Source organism: Longinema margulisiae, assembly GCF_025266855.1.
Lineage (GTDB): Bacteria > Spirochaetota > Brevinematia > Brevinematales > Thermospiraceae > Thermospira.
Genome location: NZ_CP053071.1, coordinates 1,686,204 through 1,705,857, shown reverse-complemented (window position 1 = coordinate 1,705,857; position 19,654 = coordinate 1,686,204). Strand labels below are relative to the sequence as shown.

Genomic DNA, 19,654 nt, shown 5'->3' with positions numbered 1-19,654 from the left:
TTGAGATGCCTATATTGTAAGATATCTCACAAAAAACGCAATATTTTTCAAAAAAATAAAAGAGGGTGCACACAGCACCCTCTTTCTTTTGATCTCTTATCTGTAGAGAACCATTCCCGTCATCTCATCGAGAACCACGGTACCACTTACCTTTTTGCCCTGAACGGAAGCAGACTGGCCGTCAACCATCACGTTCCATTCCCCTTCAGGCAGGGTAAAGGAAGCCTTCTTGCCAAAGTTCCCGTTAATCAGCACCACAAAGGTGTATTTGTCCTTGGTAACCTCTGCAGGATAGATATACCCAAGGGCAGAAGAGAGCGTGGACTTCCCATCTTCACCGAGGGCATCAATAAACTTCACCTGAGAACCAGCCCCAGCGCTGAAGGCAGGATAGGTTTTTCGCATCTTGATAAGTCCCTGATAGTAGGCATAGAGATCAGCATTCACTTTCTTGAGTTCCCAGACAATCCAGTTGGCTTCATTGTCCTTCTCATAACTATCATGGTCGATCACCCAGGGACGCGGCTTACTTGACCACTTTTTATTTCCATCTGCAGCATTGACCCACTCACCCTTTTCATTCTTTATCCAGTTCCCTGTATTTTCAGGGAAAACATCCTTCACTGTGGGAGGAACAACGACCTTCATACGAGCAAACTCCTGTCCCTCATGCATCATGAGAGCCCCGGGAACCGTAAAGAGGAAAAGCGCCCCAAGTTTTGCCTGCTTGAGCTGCTTCTCTGTGAGCTTACAGAGGGCAAGATACTTCTGAACATCAAACTTGCCATCGGTATAGACATCAAGAGCGGTATCCTTTTTCATATCCCTGTTGCCAAGTCTGAGGAAATCGCCAAAGGTGTTGTTATCGTGAGACTCAATATAATTGAAAGAATTGCCAACATATTTGAAGAGGGTTGGATATCCCTGCACGGCTTTTTTCAGTTCAGCTACAGGAGCATTACCGAACACAAGTCCAGCCGTTGAGCCATAGGAAGCATTAGCTCCACCACGAACAAGGTTGCGGAACTTGTCATTCCAGGCTCCTACTCCCCTCTTATCAAAGCCGTTGTTATTGTCATTCAGTGCATACCCACCACCATCACGAGGTTCACCACGACCACCCATCCAGGGTTCAGCTGTGAAATAGGCATTGGGGTTGATCTTTTTCACCGCAGGTACCAAAGCCTCATAGGTCTTCCAGTCAATGATCGTTCCAAGGTCAAAACGATAGCCATCAACCCGGTATTCCTGTACCCAGTAGGTTGTGCTATCCACAATCAGCCGACTGGACATGGGCCTATCAGACTTGTAGTCGTTTCCACATCCAGAACGCGCATCATAGGTGCCAAGTTCATTCATAAAGAAATAATACTTTTTGTCTATATACTTGAGGGCATTCCTATCATACTGGGAAACATGGTTATACACCACATCCATCAGAACGGCAATGCCATTCCTGTGGAAAGCATCCACCATGGCCTTGAAGGCATACACCTGACCGCCACTGGTTCCAATCCACTTGCCGGGTCGAACCTCTCCCTCAAAATAGAAAGCCTCTGGAGCAAAATAACAGCTTGTCATATATCCCCAGTGGTTGCGTCCGTACACATTCCAGTTATTGTACACAATGCCGGGGGATCTCACCATATAGGGGGCTTCAATCTCATTGAATTCCTGTGTGGGGAGAAGTTCCACCGCATTCACCCCAAGTTCCTTGAGATGAGCCAGTCCACCCTCTTTGCCATCTTCCACAAGCCCCTCATAGGTTCCCTTCTTGGTCACATTCTTGGAGAGCATGGTCATATCCCGAACATGCATCTCATAGACGATAAGCTCATGCTGCTTGTAGGGCATATAAGCCTGCTTCGACTGCCAACGATAGGTAGAAGGATCCACAATCACCGTAAGATGATGCTGCGGAGAAACCTGTTTGGTGGCCAATGCCTTGGAATAAGGATCGGCTACAATCACCTTGGGATTGAAATCCTCTGTATCTCCAGCTGGCCCCCATACTCGATAGCCATAGAATTTGCCAAGATAATTTCCCTGGAGGGTAACCTCCCATACACCATTGGCATCACGCTTCATCTCTACCTGCTTCTCACCTGGTTGCTTCTCAGCCTCTGCTGGTCCTTCATAAGGCTGATCAAAGAGCGCAAGCACCACTCGTGTCGCCCGAGGAGCAAAGACACGGAAGGTGGCTGAATTGCCAGACAAAATACAACCAAGTGGCTTGTCTGAGTAGTACCGATTGAGCCATTCGTCGCCGGGCTGAATCTCAAAGGTATTGGTGGCTTTGCCCTCTTTGGTATCAGAGATCACCGCCACCACATAGTTCTTGTCAGAAGCAAGGGGATCTGTGGTGAGCACATATTCACCCTTCTTCTTTCCTGGTTGTTTTTCTACCACCTTGACAGGGGTCTTGGTTTCATAATCCCACACCTCAAGGGTATAGGCATAACTCTTGGCATCGTCATACTTCATCTTGATGTCAATACGACTATCCGTTTGACGATACGCCGCAGCCACCTTCTGCGTAAAGGTGTACTCGCTCTCTGCTTGGGTGGACGAAGCCTTGGTTGAGGATGTGGTTTTCGCTCCACCCCCACATCCAAGGACAAGCCCAACAAGAAGAATACTCACTATCCACAACACACTTCTTTTCATGACCTTCCTCCTACCAAAAATACTTCGGGTATATTATACCACGGAAAAAAAAATAGTCAATACTTCGCGTTCTTTATATTTTGTATCATACCTCATACTCAATAAGGCTCTATCTCGCTTATTTTTCCCATGCCTCACTTAAGAACTTTGCTCCTAACCCAGACAGGGGAAAAACACCCGTGCAAAGGTCTCAAAAAAGTAATAAAAAAATAAAAATAGTATAAAAATATTCCTTATCATAATAAATAATTCTACTTTTTTGAATAAAAAAAGACAAATAGGCCCTTGTAAACAGAAAAAGCGGGGAAGAGGGGCGTAGCCCCTGACCCAGAAAGGGTAAGAAAGCACCCGTGCAGGGATCTCTATTTATGATACAGAGAAACAAAAGAAAAAACAAACAAGAGCCCTTTTATGATGGTTTGGCTCTTACCATATTTCAGCTAAACGAAGGGACTTTGCTGAAACAGGGTAATAGCCATCGCCTTTGCCGTGGTGCAATAGGCAAAAGCCCCTGCTGGAAAAGAAGCCCCGCAGGCTGGTGAGAGAAAGCTTTGTTCTTTTACCCCTTTTTTTCTGTACCCCACCGGGCCGCTTTTGCGGTCGTGTGCTCTTTCGTAAGGGGGAAGTCCTTCCGGAGTGAGGGTGCGTATCAGTTGAAAGTTGAAAGTTTGTAAAGTTTATAAAGTTGGGGGCAAGGTTCAGTAGGATGAGTTGTGGTTGCCGAAGTCTCAAGGACGAGGCAATGTCGCCCACGGAGGAAGGACTTTCCCTGAAAAAGGAAGAAGTTTTTCTTTACCCGCAAAAGCGGCCCACCATCCGTCCGAGGCGCATTCGTAGCATGCGACGAGGACAACGCGCTTTTGTCCCGCGCGGGAGTGCTTCCTGGAAAAAGGAAGAGGGGCAGCAAAAAGAGCCCAAAACTGAAAGAGAAAAGATGGTTGAAGGAGTATTGAGTTTTTGGGTAAAGATAACCGTTCTGTCTGGATGTGGAACGACACTGCAAGCATAAGAAAAATTGCATTTTTTCAAAAAAATACTTGTAAAAAAGAACGAAAGGCTTTATAATTAAATCGAAAAAAGCCGGGCAAAAATTTGAAGAAAGAGGATCGTTTCATCAATGAAGGGATACGAGAAGTTCGAAAGCCTCTCAGAAGAAGAACTCTGGGAGCAATACCTTCAGACCCGCGATGAACAGATACGCAACTATTTTATCGAGAAGTATGCCCCACTGGTGAAATATGTTGCCGGTCGTGTTGCCATGAATGTTCCAAGTTCAGTGGAATACAATGATTTAGTGAGTTATGGAATCTTAGGACTCATTGACGCCATTGACAAGTTTGATCCTCATCGAGAGATCAAATTCAAAACCTATGCGGTCACCCGTATTCGAGGGGCCATCTTTGATCAACTTCGGGCTATTGACTGGCTTCCTCGTTCTGTTCGTCAAAAATCCAAAGAGATCGAACGAACCATCGCTGAGCTCGAAGGGAAATTAGGCCGTCCCCCCACAGATGAAGAGATTGCCAAAGCCATGGATATGAGTCTTGAAGATTTTCATAATCTTTTACTGCGGGTGAGTGGCAATAACCTTGTTTCTATGGACGAAAGCTGGTATATTAACGACGGTTCCGACAATGCCCCCACCTCTATCGAAGAAACACTCGAAAGTTCGGACGCTTATAACCCTGATGTGGTAGCCGAAAAACAGGAAATCAAAAAGATGATTGCCAAGGCACTCATGGAACTCCCCGAAAGAGAACAACAGGTCCTTATTCTTTACTATTATGAAAGTCTGACTCTCAAAGAGATTGGAACCATTCTCAATGTGACTGAATCTCGTGTTTCCCAGCTTCATACCAAGGCCATCCACATTCTGCGAAGTAAACTTGCCCAGATCAAAGAAGGTTTCTCAAAATAAACCTCACAATACATCATAAGGAGGACGATTATGGTTGTTGCGTATACCCTCAAAGGGCTTGAACTTACCGATGAGCAAAAACAATACTTAGAAAAAAGGATGCAAAAATTCAAATTTTTCTATGACCATATCCTCAATATCAAGGTTATTGCGGAAGAATCGCGGGGGCGAATTTCCTTGGAAATCAAGGTGATGGCAAATCACGATAGTTTCTTTGCCTCCGATACTCAACCCACCTGGGAAGCCGCCTGTGATAGTGTGACGGACAAGATTGAGAAAGAAATCAAGCGCTACAAAGAAAAAAAAGTCAAAGAACACCACAAGTCCAACCACAAAGAACTCCCTGAGGAATAACCTTCTATGGATACTCACCACGTCTCTCGTGTCCTCACGGTAGAAGAACTTCTTCGTCTGAACGAAGAACAGAATCTTGCTCTGAAACTGGAACTTCTTTCTGCACCAGAAACCCTTCAACAGGCTATTACCAGCGAAGAAATCGATCGGCCAGGGCTTCCCCTGGCCGGCTTTTTTGAGTGTTTTGAAGGGGGACGTATCCTCATCATGGGCAAGGGAGAAATGGCCTATATCAAAAAAATGGAAGCCCAGAATGACACGAAAAATTTAGAGAAACTCTTTCATTACAAGATCCCTGCGGTGGTGATCACTCACGGACAAACGCCACCAGAATCCTTAAAAAATGTCTGTCATCATTATCAGGTTCCTCTGCTCCGCACCAAACTCCCAACCAAACAATTCATCCCCATGATTACCAGTTTTCTCACGGATTATTTTGCCCCGTCCATCAACATCCATGGCAATCTCGTCTCTGTCTATGGGATAGGCGTTCTCATCGTGGGCAAAAGTGGTATTGGAAAGAGTGAGGTCTCCTTAGGGCTTGTCGATAGAGGTCACAAGTTCATTGCCGATGACTTGGTCCGCATCCGGCGTCTCAGCAAGGCTGAAGGTTATGAACTCATCGGTGAATCTTCTCTTCACTTAGGGGCTTTTCTTGAGATCCGTGGAGTAGGTATCATCAATCTTTCCCAGTACTATGGAGAAGGCCGCATTCAAAAAAGTGAACATGTGGGACTGATCGTAGAACTTCATGAGTGGGATAGCCGCTATCAATATGATAGACTCGGGCTTGACGATCGTTTTGAAAAAATATTGGACGTGGACGTTCCAAAACGCACCATCCCCGTTTCCAGCGGGAGAAATATCCCCCTTCTCATAGAAATTGCTGCCTACCGGGAGATCATGCGCCGTCTCGGGAGAAACTCTGCCGAAGAGTTGGATCAAAAGCTGTTAGGACTATTGAAGAAGTAACTCTCTACCTCCTCATCTGATACCGCTGGACTGCCTGATTGTGTTCCTGAAGCGTCGAAGAGAAATAATGCGTCCCATCATTCTTGGAGACAAAATAGAGGTACTCCGTCTGAGCAGGATAAGCCACAGCGAGGAGGGCTGTTTTTCCCGGGTTGGCAATCGGTCCAGGGGGAAGCCCATAGTACATATAGGTATTATACGGCGAGGTATTGGTAAAATCCCGCTTGCGAATATTGCCATCCCAGGTACCTTCCATCTGGCGGATATAGATCAAGGTAGGATCCGTCTGGAGTTTCATCCGTATCCGAAGACGATTATAAAACACCCCTGCCACAATGGGTTTCTCGTATTCGACACTCGTCTCCTTCTCCACAATACTGGCCAACGTCACTGCCTGAAGAAAAGAAAGCCCATGAGAGGTCAAAGCCTCTCTCATCTCAGGGGTCACCACCCGTTTGAATTGATTCACCATCATCCTGACAATATCATGTACCGTCATATCAAGCGAGACGCTATAGGTCTCTGGAAACAAAAACCCCTCAAGGTTTTTCACTCCCTTCACCCCTAAATCAGCCACAAGATCCACCCTCTTGCATGCCTCAAGGAAATCTGTCTCGCTCGTGATAAACTTCTCCCTCACTAAATAAGCCGCAATATCATAGATATTCCATCCCTCGAGAATGGTCATCTTTCTCGCATAAACCTGACCTGTTCCCATTTTTTTGATGAGATCATCGATTGATTCTCCAGGCAAAATCTGATACGTACCTGCCTGAAGTTTTTTGTCGTATCCCTGAATTTTTGCTCTCACCTTGAAACGAACAGGATCCCGGATAATCCGATGTTGAGAAAGACGATTGGCTATTCGGTTGAGACTTTCCCCCTTCTGAACCTCAAACAAAAGTGGCTCTGTATTGAGAGTCACATCCCGGGCGCACCCCAAGACAAAAAACACAAGCCCCACCAAAAGAAAACTTGCACACACTCTCTTCATACCTGCCCTCCATAGCGATGTTTATACACTTCCCACAAACACACCGCTGTCGCTACCGAAGCATTGAGACTGTCCAGTTTGCCGGTTGTGGGAATACGCACCATATCATCACAGGCCCGTCGCATCATTCGACGCATACCCTTGTCCTCTGAGCCTACCACAAGACACACAGGAAAGACGAAATCCACCCCCCCGAGAATACGTTCTCCATGCATATCCAGCCCATAGACACGAAACCCCATCTCCTTCAGCCTCTCGGTCGTGCGGACAATATTTCGGACATACACCACAGGGAGACGATATAACGCCCCCGCTGAAGCCCGAATCACCTGAGGGGTTATGCGGGCACTATGATCCTCTGGCAAAACCACCACATCCACACCAAAAAGAAGAGCAGAACGCAGAATTGCCCCCACATTTCCCGTGTCGGTAAGACCATCAAGCATGAGAATCACCCTTGCTTTCTCCCAGTCAGAAAATCTCTCTTCTTCTTCATAGACGGTAGGGGGAAGCGCTATCTCTGCCGCTATACCCTGATGCTTTTGTGTGCCGGCAAGCCGGCTGATTTCCCTCTCTGAAAGAAACTCGACAACTATCCCTTTCTGCCGTGCCTGAGCCACAAGCGTGGCATACTTCCCCTTCTTCGAAGCTTCTACCACAAGACGCTGGATAGAAAGACGTTCAGAGAGCGCCTCTTCCACAGAGTTTCTTCCATAGACAAACACACACACCCCTTCGTTCAGGCGGGCATTCGCTTGAAGAAAGCATTGAGAAACTTGAACCACCCCTTGTCCTCATCAGAAACCTGAAGGTTCAAGAGTCGCTTCGCGATATGATTGAGACAGAGATTCACCGGGGCATTTGGAGCAAGAAAGGCAAAAGGAATCTGTTTTTTCACCGCCACCGGCACCACAGGATCCTCAAAAACAAACCCCAAACTCTCCACCTTGACATTCAAGAACTGTCCACATATCTGAATAATTCTCTGAGAAACCTTGTTGGCCTCAGCCGGAGAAGACACCCGGTTCATGAGAAGTTTGATATTGGCATTGTCCGTTTCGGAAACGATGGCCTTGATCACCCCATATGCATCGGTAATCGATGTCGGTTCCGGGGTAGCCACCACAATAATCTCATGCGCCGCCAAAAGAAAACTGATCACATTACTCGAGATACCAGCCGAAGTATCAATGATAATATAATCCGCATAGCTTATCTCTCGAATAGCCTGAATCAGGTTCTGCTTCTCCTCATCCTTGAGATTGGCAAGCTGCGAAAACCCATTGGCCCCAGCAATGATATCAAGCCCATATTCGGTCTTGTAGATAATCTCAGAGATCTTCTTTTGACCTTTGATCACATGCATGAGATTATACTTGGGGATAATTCCCATCAGCACATTGATGTTCGCCAGACCAAGATCAGCGTCCATCACAATCACCTTTTTGGGCGACTCTTTCATCTTGGCCAAATGAATACCCAAGTTGAGAGAAATACTACTTTTGCCTACTCCACCCTTACCAGAAGTAATAGCAATAATCTTTGTATCATGATTGGCAAAGGTGCCCATCATCCGGCGGAGACCTTCAGCCTGATCTGGACCTAAAATTCCCTTTTCCATTGTCGTTGACATACTCTTCCCTCTCTTCGCTTATTTCAAAGCCTGATTCACCAAGTTTTCGATATTCGCTATCTCAAAATCCTGTGGGACTTCCTGCCCATTGGTGATAAACGAAAGCGGAAGCTGATAGCGATAGAGCATCGAAAGAAGTGAACCATAGCACACCGTTTCATCCAACTTTGTGGCAAGCACATGCCTGAAGTTCAAACACGAGTAGTTCTCCACCACAAAGGCTAAATCCCTTGGTTTTGTAGTGGCCGAAACCACCAAGTGAATATCAAAAGGTACATCACACTGAGAAAGCCACTCAGAAAGTTCCTTCAAAGGAATGGTATCCCTGGGACTTTTTCCCGCTGTGTCAATAAACGTGAAATGGGATCCATCATTTTGTTTGATCAATTTGAAAAAGTCCTCTCTTGTCTTGATCTCATAGAAGGGTGAACGGAGAATCTCCGCATACTTGGCCAGCTGAGGATCCGCCCCCACCTTGTAACGGTCAATAGAGATAAACCTCATCTTCTTCTGCCGCATAGCAGCTAAGTGAGCCGCCAATTTGACAAGCGTTACCGTCTTACCAACCCCTGTTGGACCTACAAAGAGAATATTGTTTCCATACGGATAGTTCTCAAGAGAAATAGGCTGACTCTTGAGATGAGAAAGAAGAAAGCGTTTCACCTCTAAAAGGATCTGATTCTTGTCAATAAGAACCTCTGTCTTCAGGGTTTTTAAGTACTCAAGAATATCGGCTATCACCTTGGCATCAAAATCTCTCTCACCAAGAAAATCCTCTATCCAGAGCAGGTGGTTCTTGGCTATCTCTGCATCCCGCACAATTTCGTTTTCTTTCTCGTACTCTTCACTGAGATGATGATTCACAAGGCCCTCTCGAATACAGGAGAGTTCCTGTTTGATAAAGTTCTGAAGAGAGGAAATCTCCATTTCAAGTTTGTTGACCTTGCTAACCAGTTCGCTCTCAGCACTTGAAACCGAAACATTCTTCATAACGGTAGCGGATTTTTCAGCAATCACCTGAAGGGCCTGTTCTTTGACGGCATTTTTGGCCTGCTTTGGAGAAGCCGCTGCCATCACCGGTTCTGGAGAAGAGGAGGCCTGGGAGAAAAGGGGCATCTCATCACGACAGGTGGCTACTGTCTTTCGGGGGGCTTTCGTCTGGATGGAAGCCACCGCCACCCATACGACATCTTTTTTGAGGCCAAACCAGCGTCTCACCTCTTTGCTGGTCACACGCAAAAGCTGCGTCTCATTGAGGCGGTTCTCACGGATCGCTTCAGCAAACATCCTGTCAATCGCTTCTTTCCGTGTGCGGCCCTCGTAATTACGATATTCCATAGTACCCTCCCTTCTCACTCCTTCTATTATATCACAGTTTTATCATTTATGCAACTCATGACATTACCCTCGGGGCGCTAATCATCCCTATCTGATCCACAGAGACATCCACCGGCACCTCGGAGTAGGAGAGCACTCCCACCGAAGGAAACATTCGTTCTATCATCTCTCTCACCAAACGTCGTACCCGTTGGGAGCAGAGAATCACAGGAGAATAACCATTCTGGATAGCATTCTCAATAATCTGAGATGCCTCCTGAACAAAGTGGTTCATAATCTCTGGATCAAGGTTGGCATAGGTAGCATTCTGTTGTTCATAAATCGAATCCTGAAGAATCTCCTCCAGTTCAGGATCGATCATCACGGCCTTCAGGGTATTCTTCTCATCCACATAATTGCCCACTATCTGCTTTCCAAGGGCCTGACGCACATATTCCACTAACGTATCAATATTCTTGGTCGTGGCCCCATAATCAGAAAGGGTTTCTAAGATCGTCACCATATTGCGAATACGAACCCCCTCACGAAGAAGCCCCTGCAAAACCTTTTGAATATCCCCCACACTCATATGCTTGAGAGCCTCATCAACCACCACAGGATACTCCTTGCGGATAGCGTCGAGCATGGCCTGGGTATCCTGACGGGTGAGAAGAGAAGCCGCATTCCGCTTGATTACCTCTGTGAGATGAGTGGCGATCACTGCCGGCGCATCATAAACAGAGAATCCCATCGATTCTGCTTTGACCCTCTCCTCCGCGGAGATCCATTTGGCTGGCAAACCAAAAGCAGGCTCTTTCACACTGATACCATCGATCGCATCAAGATCAAGACGGGCATTCATGGCTAAAAACTTACTGGGATACACCTTGCCCCGGGCAATATCTATCCCCCGTATCTTGATCACATACTCCGAGGCATCAAGGGCTACGTTGTCCACAATACGAATAGGGGGTACAAGCACACCAAGATCAAGCCCAATCCGCTTGCGAATCATGCGAATACGGTCAAGAAGGTCTCCTCCTTGTTGTTTATCCACCAGGGGAATAAGGTTGTACCCTATCTCAAGATTCATGGGATCAACCTTGACAATATCCTCCACCGTCGTTGTTTGCTCTGCGGTTTGCTTTGTCTTGGTTTCCTGCTGTTTTTTGACCTCTTCCTGGGTTTGCGCAGACTGCATCATATACCCAAGGGCCACAAGTCCCCCACCGACCAGAAGCATGATGAACGTAGGAAACCCGGGCAGAAAAGCCATCACCCCAAGCACCCCTCCCGTGATGTAGAGAATAGAGGCTGTGGAAGCAATCTGCTTCACCACGTTTCGACCAAAACGCTCCTGAGAGGCTGATCGGGTGACAATGATACCTGTGGCTGTGGAAATCAAAAGCGCAGGAATCTGAGACACCAGACCATCACCAATAGTGAGAAGCGTATATGTCTGAGCGGCTGTGGCAATATCTTCCCCACGAACCACTGTCCCAATCACAATACCCATGATAATATCCACAAGGGTAATCACAAGGGCCACCTTGACGTTTCCAGAGACAAACTTGGAAGAACCATCCATGGCTCCATAGAAGTCTGCTTCCTGACGCACCTCCTCTCGCCGCTTCCTCGCCTCCTCTTCGGTGATGAGTCCCGCATTGAGATCGCTATCGATCGACAGCTGTTTGGCTGGCATCGCATCGAGCGTAAACCGTGCGGCCACTTCCGACACACGACTCGCACCCTTGGTAATCACAAGAAACTGAATGGCTAAGAGCACGATAAAGATGGTAATCCCAATCCAGTAGTTTCCTCCCACCACAAACTCACCAAACGCCCGAATAATCTTGCCCTGAAATCCCACTCCCTGACTCAGGATGAGCCTTGTGGACGATACATTCAGTCCAAGCCCAAAAATCGTGGTGAGAAGAATAAGCGTCGGAAAGGTATGAAAGTCCGCTGGTTTTCGAATAGACAGCGTACTCAGGATAATCATCAAGCTTATGGCAAGGTTCAACGCAAGCATGACATCAAGTATCCACGCAGGCAAAGGAATCACCATCATGAGCACAATCACCACCACCGCAATCGCCATGGGAAACTCGTCCAAAAGAGAAAAAAGAAGGTTCTGTCTGTCGTTTGCCATGGTTCCTCCTTAGGCCACCACACCCTTGCCCTTGGCCTGATACACAATCGAGAGAATACGTGCCACCGCTTCAAAGAACTCTGGTGGGATTTCCTCTCCCACATCCACCATCTGATAGAGAGAACGGGCCAAAGGCTTATTTTCTATGACATAAATATCATGTTCTTTCGCAAGAGCCTTGATGCGTTCAGCAATAGGTCCCTCTCCCTTGGCAATCACCACAGGGGCATTCATATAGTGTGGATCATACTTGAGAGCCACCGCAATATGCGTCGGGTTGGTAATCACCACATCCGCCTTGGGTACTTCCCGGGCCAGATTCTGACTGATAAACCGCCTCTGCATTTCACGGATCTTGGCCTTGATTTCAGGATTTCCTTCCATCTCTTTGAATTCTTCTTTGATTTCCTGTTTGGTCATTTTGAGAGATTGGATGAAATTCCATCGCTGAAAAGCATAGTCCACAAGGGCAAAGATAAGCAAAAGTATCCCCACCGTACTCACAAACTGAAAGAGAAAAACCGCAAGAAATTCTACCGATTCAGGAAGCGACCGACGACTGGTCAAAAGAAGCTCTCCAAACCGATTCATCAAAAAAAGAAATGCCACCGCAAAAACCCCCACGAGTTTCACCAAAGACTTGGCGAGATTGAAAAGCGTCTCTGTTGACCAGAACATCCTGGCAAAATTCTTGCCAATATTGCCCCAGATTTTGGCAAAATTGAACTGTATTCGCTTGGTGGTAAAGACAAAACCACCCTGAATCGCGTTGCCTATCACGGCGGCCACCACCGCCACAAAAAACACAGGGAGAAGCACCTGGGCTACCACCCAGAGCATATTCACATAGAGAGCCGAAAGATTGTTGGACGTTGCCGAAAGGGTGAGAATATTCTCAAGATAAAAACGAAAGATGGATCGCATAAGATACCAGAGATACCCTGCCATGAGACTCACCGCCCAGAAAACAAGCAAAAACACAATAATCGCCGTGAGCTCCTGAGAACGAGGGATCTGGCCCTCTTCCCTTGCCTTGCGCTTCTTGTACTCAGTAGGTTCCTCGGTACGCCCCTCATCCTCAGCGGCAAAAAGCTGAAGATCAAAGGTGATTTCAGCAAGTTCCGGATACAGGGACAAAAGCCACTCTCGTGTGGTCATGACGCACCCCCTACCCGCTGAAGCATTCTCACCATAGCCCGAACATCACCTAAGACCTGGGACACGAGAGCATCACCCACATTGACCAGCACAGGGAGAAACACCCAGAGCACCACAAACCCCACAATGAGCTTCACATGAAACCCCATGATCATCACATTGAACTGGGGAGCCACACGCCCTATCATCGCCACCGCAATATCCAGGAGAAGCGAAACCCCTATCACCGGAAAGGCTATCCGCATCCCCACATCAAAGAGCACACGAATACCCGCCGTGAGACTCTTCACAAACACATTGAGCGAGGAAAGATCCAGCTTCCAGAACCCTCGAAAACTCTCCGCTATCACCTGGATCAAATAGATATGTCCATCCACCCGCAAAAAAAGAAGAAGAATCAAAATCCCCAGTACATTACCAAACGATGGCGTCTGCTGTTCTGACATCGGATCATAGACTTCATTGATACCCATGCCCATCTGCATACTGAACATATGCGCCGAATTCTGAAAGGCAGACACACAAAAATACACAAAACTCCCTATCCCAAAGCCAATGAGAAAATTCACCACCATATCCGCCCCAAGTTCCACAAAACCCTGCGGCTGAGGGACGTTGTACCCCACCACCAGTGGCACAAGAGCAAGACTCACAAAAAAGGCAAACGACAATTTAGCCCGCATGGGGAGAGCCTGGCCGGAGAAAAACGGGGCACCGGTGAACATTCCCATCATCCTCACAAAAACCACGATGAAGACCTCAAAATACCGATAAAACGCCTCGTAGAGCATCTATCCTCCTACAGGCGTGCCTGGGCTATATACTCAAAAATCCGGTAGGTAAAATCCTTGAATTCCCTCAAAAAAAGCGGCCCTAAAAAAACCATAAGAAGCAAAATCACCACCATCTTTGGCACAAAGGTGAGTGTCTGTTCCTGGATAGACGTGGTCGCCTGAAAAATACTGATAATAAGTCCTACTATCATGGAGATACCAAGAAGTGGCACCGACAAAAAAAGCACCTGATACAGCGACTCACTCATCAGTTTGAGAATAAGACCATCCGACATCCCCTACTCCCTAACGAAAACTGAGCACCAGTTTTTCCACCAAAAGGTCCCAGCCATCCACCGCCAAAAACAACACAAGTTTCAAGGGAAAAGCCACCATGGTCGGCGGAAGCATCATCATACCCATGGACATCAACACACTGGCCACCACAATATCAATAATCGTAAACGGAATCAGAATCAACATTCCCATATAGAACGAAATCGTGAGTTCATTCAGGATAAACGCAGGAATAAGCACATAATCCGGCACATCATCACGATTCCTTGGCCTTTCTACCTTGGCCATCTTGACAAACCGGTAGATATAGCGTTCCGACGTTTGCTTGAACATAAACTCCCGAATGGGCTTCATCGCCTTTTTGTATCCCTCTGCCAAGGGAATCTTCCCATCTAAATAGGGCCCAATCCCCTCTTGATACGACTTCTGGAAGATAGGATACATCACAAAAAGACTCATAAAAAGAGCAAGACTCACAATGATCTGGTTTGGTGGAAGTCCCTGCTGAGAAAGCCCACGCCCCACAAAGGAAAGCACAATATACATCCGGATATAGCTGGTCAGCGTAATCAAAAGCGTCGGTGCAAGAGAGATAATCGTAATCAAAAAGAGCACCTGAAGCGAAAGAGCCACCTGACGGGGTGTCTTTGCCTCGGTAATATTCACATTCACCGACGGTATAGGAATATTCTGAGCCTGCTGAGCAAACCCAGCCACCGACAAAGCAAGCAAAAGCCCTGCATAGAGAGCCGGTTTTTTCACTTCCTCCCTCCCGTTAGTAGTAGTAGAAGGATACTTACTACTACGCACGATATATTATGAGATGATAATAAAAAAAAATCAAGTGTTTTTTGAAAAATTTTTCAAAAAATTTTTCAAAAGTTCTTGAGAGATAGAGATATAGGATGCCCTTCCCCCTCTGAACACACAAAACAAAAAGGCTATCTCCACTTTCAAGAGATAGCCTTTTGTTGCCATTCTTACTCTCCCCATCTGGATCAGACCACACACCCAAAATCCCATACACAACATTCCCCTCTCCACTCCCAATCCCTTAAACAGGTCACGGTTTTTCTACAGGCGGTTGGGATTCGTTACATTGGGCAGTTGGCTCTATATGTCGTAATCCCTTAAACAGGTCACGGTTTTTCTACAGTATTTGTGCGGAGAAGGTTTTCTCGTGCTGCCAATGAGTCGTAATCCCTTAAACAGGTCACGGTTTTTCTACTGGACAAGCCCTTTTGGAAGGTGTTGCCAGATGCCAAAAAGGTCGTAATCCCTTAAACAGGTCACGGTTTTTCTACTGGACAAGCCCTTTTGGAAGGTGTTGCCAGATGCCAAAAAGGTCGTAATCCCTTAAACAGGTCACGGTTTTTCTACTTTTGAGAATTTTTTATGCTTATCGCTATCATAAACTTGCGTCGTAATCCCTTAAACAGGTCACGGTTTTTCTACAAAAATTTTTTGGGGGTAAACAATGAAACACTATGAACGCAAGTCGTAATCCCTTAAACAGGTCACGGTTTTTCTACAAAACGAAAGGAGGAGAAACTTTATGATGGTATTTGTAAGAGTCGTAATCCCTTAAACAGGTCACGGTTTTTCTACAACATTGTTCTCTGAAGAGTTTGTAAGAAAGCATGCAAAGGTCGTAATCCCTTAAACAGGTCACGGTTTTTCTACAAGCACCTTCTTTCTGGACACAAGAAGAATTGCGTGAACGTCGTAATCCCTTAAACAGGTCACGGTTTTTCTACCTATCGCATCGACGCAGTGGTTGACATCGACGGCATTGTCGTAATCCCTTAAACAGGTCACGGTTTTTCTACACGGCGTGCATTGCTTACCACTGTGTGATTCTGTAATTGTCTGTCGTAATCCCTTAAACAGGTCACGGTTTTTCTACGTGAAAAAGCACAAGCAATCAATGCGAAGACGTTCCGCATCTGTCGTAATCCCTTAAACAGGTCACGGTTTTTCTACGAATGTACACGATGTGGTGTGCTACACAGGTTTTTTAATAAAGTCGTAATCCCTTAAACAGGTCACGGTTTTTCTACTTTTTTACAATGTATGACAAACCTGTTACCGATGATGTTGCGGTCGTAATCCCTTAAACAGGTCACGGTTTTTCTACATTAAAGCGGTTATCACATTTACCTCGAAGACGGAACGTCGTAATCCCTTAAACAGGTCACGGTTTTTCTACCGGTGTGGTGTGGTGAATTGTGGAATAAGTTCGAGCGTAGGGTCGTAATCCCTTAAACAGGTCACGGTTTTTCTACTATCGAGATTGAGGAGGACAAAGAGGTTGTCCTCCCTGGCCAGTCGTAATCCCTTAAACAGGTCACGGTTTTTCTACTACTTGCAAGTTATGTTTTCGATTTGTGGAGTGGCAGGTCGTAATCCCTTAAACAGGTCACGGTTTTTCTACTAATGGTATCGCTGTTTCGTTTAAGCCTGAGGACCAGTCGTAATCCCTTAAACAGGTCACGGTTTTTCTACGACTGTCCGCAATCGAAACAAAGTCGTATGGTTTCGAATATGTCGTAATCCCTTAAACAGGTCACGGTTTTTCTACTCTCTCGTGCGGCTAATGAATTTAGTTTAGCCGCTTCGCTGTGTCGTAATCCCTTAAACAGGTCACGGTTTTTCTACGTAGTGCCGTACTGGAGAGATTTTGTCCGTAAAGTCGCTGGCGGGTCGTAATCCCTTAAACAGGTCACGGTTTTTCTACCCGAATTTGAACTTATAGATGTGTATAACGACGTTGTCCCAGTCGTAATCCCTTAAACAGGTCACGGTTTTTCTACTTTTAGTGCTTGCAGATATAGCCGGTGTGGATTGCGTGCGTCGTAATCCCTTAAACAGGTCACGGTTTTTCTACAAAAACGCCGTGTTATAATATAAGCGAAGGAAGAAGGTCGTAATCCCTTAAACAGGTCACGGTTTTTCTACCGTCCTTTCGGACGGGGAATTAAAGAAGGCTCTTTTTAAGAGTCGTAATCCCTTAAACAGGTCACGGTTTTTCTACAAGCCCTGAATGAAAAAAATATAACCCTCTCAGAACTCAGTCGTAATCCCTTAAACAGGTCACGGTTTTTCTACATCCTTTCAAACAGAGAATTAAAGGAGGCTCTTTTTAAGTCGTAATCCCTTAAACAGGTCACGGTTTTTCTACAAACATACGAGATTTTTCAAATCACTTTCAATATAACGTCGTAATCCCTTAAACAGGTCACGGTTTTTCTACGCGCTGCAATCAGTCCTGGCTTCAAGCTCGCCGGAAATCGTGTCGTAATCCCTTAAACAGGTCACGGTTTTTCTACACTACTTACTGGTGGTGCATTATAAAACACAAATAGATGTGAGTCGTAATCCCTTAAACAGGTCACGGTTTTTCTACAGCACCCCCTTTTTGGGCCTTGAAAGACAAGCACTTAGATCCCCTTTTTTTGCAGACCCCCACCAAAAAGAGCCCTTCCAGAGCCAAAAAACATCACCTCAGTCCTATATCCTCTTGTCCTACAAAGACTTCAGACCTCCACGGAAAAATCGACACTTACACACTTCGGGGAGATCTGCGTCATGGGTTTTTGACAGATCTCACAGAAATAGTATAGCACAATTTGAGCCTGCTGTCAAGAGAAAATCCTCAAATAATCCTGTAGTCAAGTTCATCAGGATTCTGTACATGACCAGGACCAAATTTTTGTTGTTTTTGCCAGTCCTTTTCACACAAAACAAAATACACCGCATAATCCTCTTCTTTCAATACCTCCCGAACCTCTTCCCGCAATTGTTTCAAAACTTCCATTGTGGTATACAATTCAAATACCGAATACTGCACCCTCTGACCATATCTTTCGGCTATTTTCGCCACCTTTCGCAGCCTCTTTGGGCTTCGGATATCATAAATCACCAGGTAATGCCTCTTCTCCCTCATAAGATTCGATAATCCTCCACCTTGAGCATATCTCCCGTGCCATCTTTTTGAATACTCTCATAACACGTCCGACACAAAGGATACACAAAAAAACTATCCAATCTCAATTTCATCACCCGAAAAACCTCTCTTTTCATCTCTTCTATCATTTCCCACTCCCCTTCGACCATAAAAAATGACTTCTGCACCCGAAGACCATAACGTTCTAAAAGCTTTGCCACCTTAGCAAGCCTTTTTGGAGAACGGATATCATAACACACCAGAAATATCACCCTCACCTCCCTACAAATGGTTTATAACTCTCCTCCTCACCCATAACCACTCTTTTGAGGTGTCTCACCTGTTCAAGCAAAATCTGTCTCCAGGAGACAACCTCCCCCAATGGTTCATAATACACGTCTTTATCCCGAAGAGTCTCCTCAAAATGCGTAATAACCTTCCGACACCCATCAGTAGTGAGAAGAACACCCTTTTTCGTCTCAAGAGAACCCCCTTCTTCAAGCGGAAAATCAATACTTTCTCGTCCAAACTCCTTCTCCTCAAAATCCTCTGGCTTCAAAACTCCCTTATTGAAAAGAGAAATCACCAGATTATCCACCAAAAGAGCACGAAACTCCTCCATACAATCAAGAGCAAGCGAAGGCCTATTGTACTCCAAAGCATGAAAAAAACCCACTCTGACATCAAACCCCTCCGTCATCAGAAAACCATCTAACCGGTAAAAAAGGAGCGTGTACAAAAAACTGAGAACTGCATTCACATTATCCTCCGGTGGTTGACGCGTTCGCCCACAAAAGACCGCCCACTCTGGCAAAAAAGCCCTGGCCAAAACGGCAAAATACAATTTAGCCGCCAAACCTTCATGCCCACGCACTTCTTCAACTGTACTGGATTCTCTGACCCGTCTTTTCACCTGTTCCACATCCCTCACATACCCCAACAATACCTCATCGAGCTTTCTATTGCGAATGATACGCCTCATCACCAGTATCTGATTCTCAATCTTGGCCTCAACAATTGCCTGAGAAAAACGAAGACAAAAACCAGAGTTTTTCAAAAGATCATACTGCTTCATCCGAAGAGCCACATGCTCCCTCTCCCCATAGGTCAACCTGGCATTGAACGCCCCATTTCTATTCAAAAAAACAACTGGTAGTTTCCAATGTACCAATGTAGCCAGCGCAGAACGAGTTATATCCACTCCCCCAAGAAAAACAATCTGATCCACACTTCCAGGTCTGATAATCTCCTTGAAAGAAGGCGTTTCAAGAACAAGATTCTTGTTTTCCTGACGGAGTTTTCCCCCTTCGGTCAAGACGTAAACATGAGACATCCTCTCCTCCTGAGAGCCTTGCACGGGTGTTTTCTTCCCCTGTTTGGGTCAGGGGCTACGCCCCTGAAACCCCGCTTTTTCTGTTCACAAGGGCTTATTTGTCTTTTTTTATGAAAAAAATAGGCTTGTTTATTATGGAA

The 19,654-nt window shown here is 46.0% G+C and carries 16 protein-coding genes and 1 CRISPR repeat array; of the genes, 3 read left to right on the top strand and 13 right to left on the bottom strand.

Annotation, left to right across the window (positions count from 1 at the left end; genetic code table 11):
• Positions 1-96: 96 nt before the first annotated feature.
• The gene (locus BREVNS_RS07685) at positions 97-2,667 is read right to left on the bottom strand and encodes an alpha-amylase family glycosyl hydrolase (RefSeq protein ID WP_483426433.1); all 2,571 of its coding nucleotides are present in this window, start codon (positions 2,665-2,667) and stop codon (positions 97-99) included.
• A gap of 1,117 nt (positions 2,668-3,784) precedes the next feature.
• On the opposite strand from BREVNS_RS07685, the gene whiG reads away from it, so the two are divergent.
• The 3 genes from whiG to hprK are packed head-to-tail and all read left to right on the top strand — an operon-like array spanning position 3,785 to position 5,911.
• The gene (gene whiG, locus BREVNS_RS07680; protein WP_483426432.1) at positions 3,785-4,585 is read left to right on the top strand and encodes an RNA polymerase sigma factor WhiG; all 801 of its coding nucleotides are present in this window, start codon (positions 3,785-3,787) and stop codon (positions 4,583-4,585) included.
• A gap of 30 nt (positions 4,586-4,615) precedes the next feature.
• The gene (gene hpf, locus BREVNS_RS07675; protein WP_483426431.1) at positions 4,616-4,939 is read left to right on the top strand and encodes a ribosome hibernation-promoting factor, HPF/YfiA family; all 324 of its coding nucleotides are present in this window, start codon (positions 4,616-4,618) and stop codon (positions 4,937-4,939) included.
• A 6-nt stretch (positions 4,940-4,945) separates the two neighbouring features.
• Positions 4,946-5,911, top strand: a complete 966-nt coding sequence (hprK, locus tag BREVNS_RS07670) for an HPr(Ser) kinase/phosphatase (protein ID WP_483426430.1) — start codon at positions 4,946-4,948, stop codon at positions 5,909-5,911.
• 4 nt (positions 5,912-5,915) lie between these two features.
• Here the strand turns inward: hprK and mltG are convergent, their stop codons facing one another.
• The 12 genes from mltG to cas1 form a co-directional block, all read right to left on the bottom strand.
• On the bottom strand, positions 5,916-6,905 hold the full coding sequence (mltG, locus tag BREVNS_RS07665; RefSeq protein WP_483426429.1) for an endolytic transglycosylase MltG: 990 nt from the start codon (positions 6,903-6,905) through the stop codon (positions 5,916-5,918).
• Complete coding sequence (gene rlmB / locus BREVNS_RS07660) at positions 6,902-7,630, bottom strand: 23S rRNA (guanosine(2251)-2'-O)-methyltransferase RlmB (protein WP_483426428.1); 729 nt, start codon at positions 7,628-7,630, stop codon at positions 6,902-6,904. The genes mltG and rlmB overlap by 4 nt, the downstream gene beginning before the upstream one ends.
• Positions 7,631-7,644: 14 nt before the next feature.
• A complete protein-coding gene (locus BREVNS_RS07655) occupies positions 7,645-8,538 on the bottom strand; it encodes a MinD/ParA family protein (protein WP_483426427.1) in 894 nt (297 codons plus the stop codon).
• An 18-nt stretch (positions 8,539-8,556) separates the two neighbouring features.
• Positions 8,557-9,876 (bottom strand): flagellar biosynthesis protein FlhF, encoded by a 1,320-nt coding sequence (locus BREVNS_RS07650; protein ID WP_483426426.1) that lies wholly within the window; start codon positions 9,874-9,876, stop codon positions 8,557-8,559.
• 55 nt (positions 9,877-9,931) lie between these two features.
• Positions 9,932-12,007, bottom strand: coding sequence for a flagellar biosynthesis protein FlhA (gene flhA, locus BREVNS_RS07645; RefSeq protein WP_483426425.1), 2,076 nt, complete (start codon positions 12,005-12,007; stop codon positions 9,932-9,934).
• Positions 12,008-12,016: 9 nt separating this feature from the next.
• Positions 12,017-13,165, bottom strand: a complete 1,149-nt coding sequence (gene flhB, locus BREVNS_RS07640) for a flagellar biosynthesis protein FlhB (RefSeq protein WP_483426424.1) — start codon at positions 13,163-13,165, stop codon at positions 12,017-12,019.
• Entirely contained in the window at positions 13,162-13,956 is a 795-nt protein-coding gene (gene fliR / locus BREVNS_RS07635; protein ID WP_483426423.1) for a flagellar biosynthetic protein FliR, read from the bottom strand. The genes flhB and fliR overlap by 4 nt, the downstream gene beginning before the upstream one ends.
• A gap of 8 nt (positions 13,957-13,964) precedes the next feature.
• Positions 13,965-14,234, bottom strand: coding sequence for a flagellar biosynthesis protein FliQ (fliQ, locus tag BREVNS_RS07630; RefSeq protein ID WP_483426422.1), 270 nt, complete (start codon positions 14,232-14,234; stop codon positions 13,965-13,967).
• Positions 14,235-14,244: 10 nt separating this feature from the next.
• A complete protein-coding gene (fliP, locus tag BREVNS_RS07625) occupies positions 14,245-14,997 on the bottom strand; it encodes a flagellar type III secretion system pore protein FliP (RefSeq protein WP_483426421.1) in 753 nt (250 codons plus the stop codon).
• A gap of 281 nt (positions 14,998-15,278) precedes the next feature.
• Positions 15,279-17,641: direct repeats of the CRISPR family, unit length 35 nt; unit sequence GTCGTAATCCCTTAAACAGGTCACGGTTTTTCTAC.
• A gap of 249 nt (positions 17,642-17,890) precedes the next feature.
• On the bottom strand, positions 17,891-18,181 hold the full coding sequence (cas2, locus tag BREVNS_RS07620) for a CRISPR-associated endonuclease Cas2 (protein ID WP_483426420.1): 291 nt from the start codon (positions 18,179-18,181) through the stop codon (positions 17,891-17,893).
• Positions 18,178-18,453, bottom strand: coding sequence for a CRISPR-associated endonuclease Cas2 (cas2, locus tag BREVNS_RS07615; protein WP_483426419.1), 276 nt, complete (start codon positions 18,451-18,453; stop codon positions 18,178-18,180). The genes cas2 (BREVNS_RS07620) and cas2 (BREVNS_RS07615) overlap by 4 nt, the downstream gene beginning before the upstream one ends.
• A gap of 2 nt (positions 18,454-18,455) precedes the next feature.
• Positions 18,456-19,514, bottom strand: a complete 1,059-nt coding sequence (gene cas1 / locus BREVNS_RS07610; protein ID WP_483426418.1) for a CRISPR-associated endonuclease Cas1 — start codon at positions 19,512-19,514, stop codon at positions 18,456-18,458.
• Positions 19,515-19,654 lie beyond the last annotated feature (140 nt).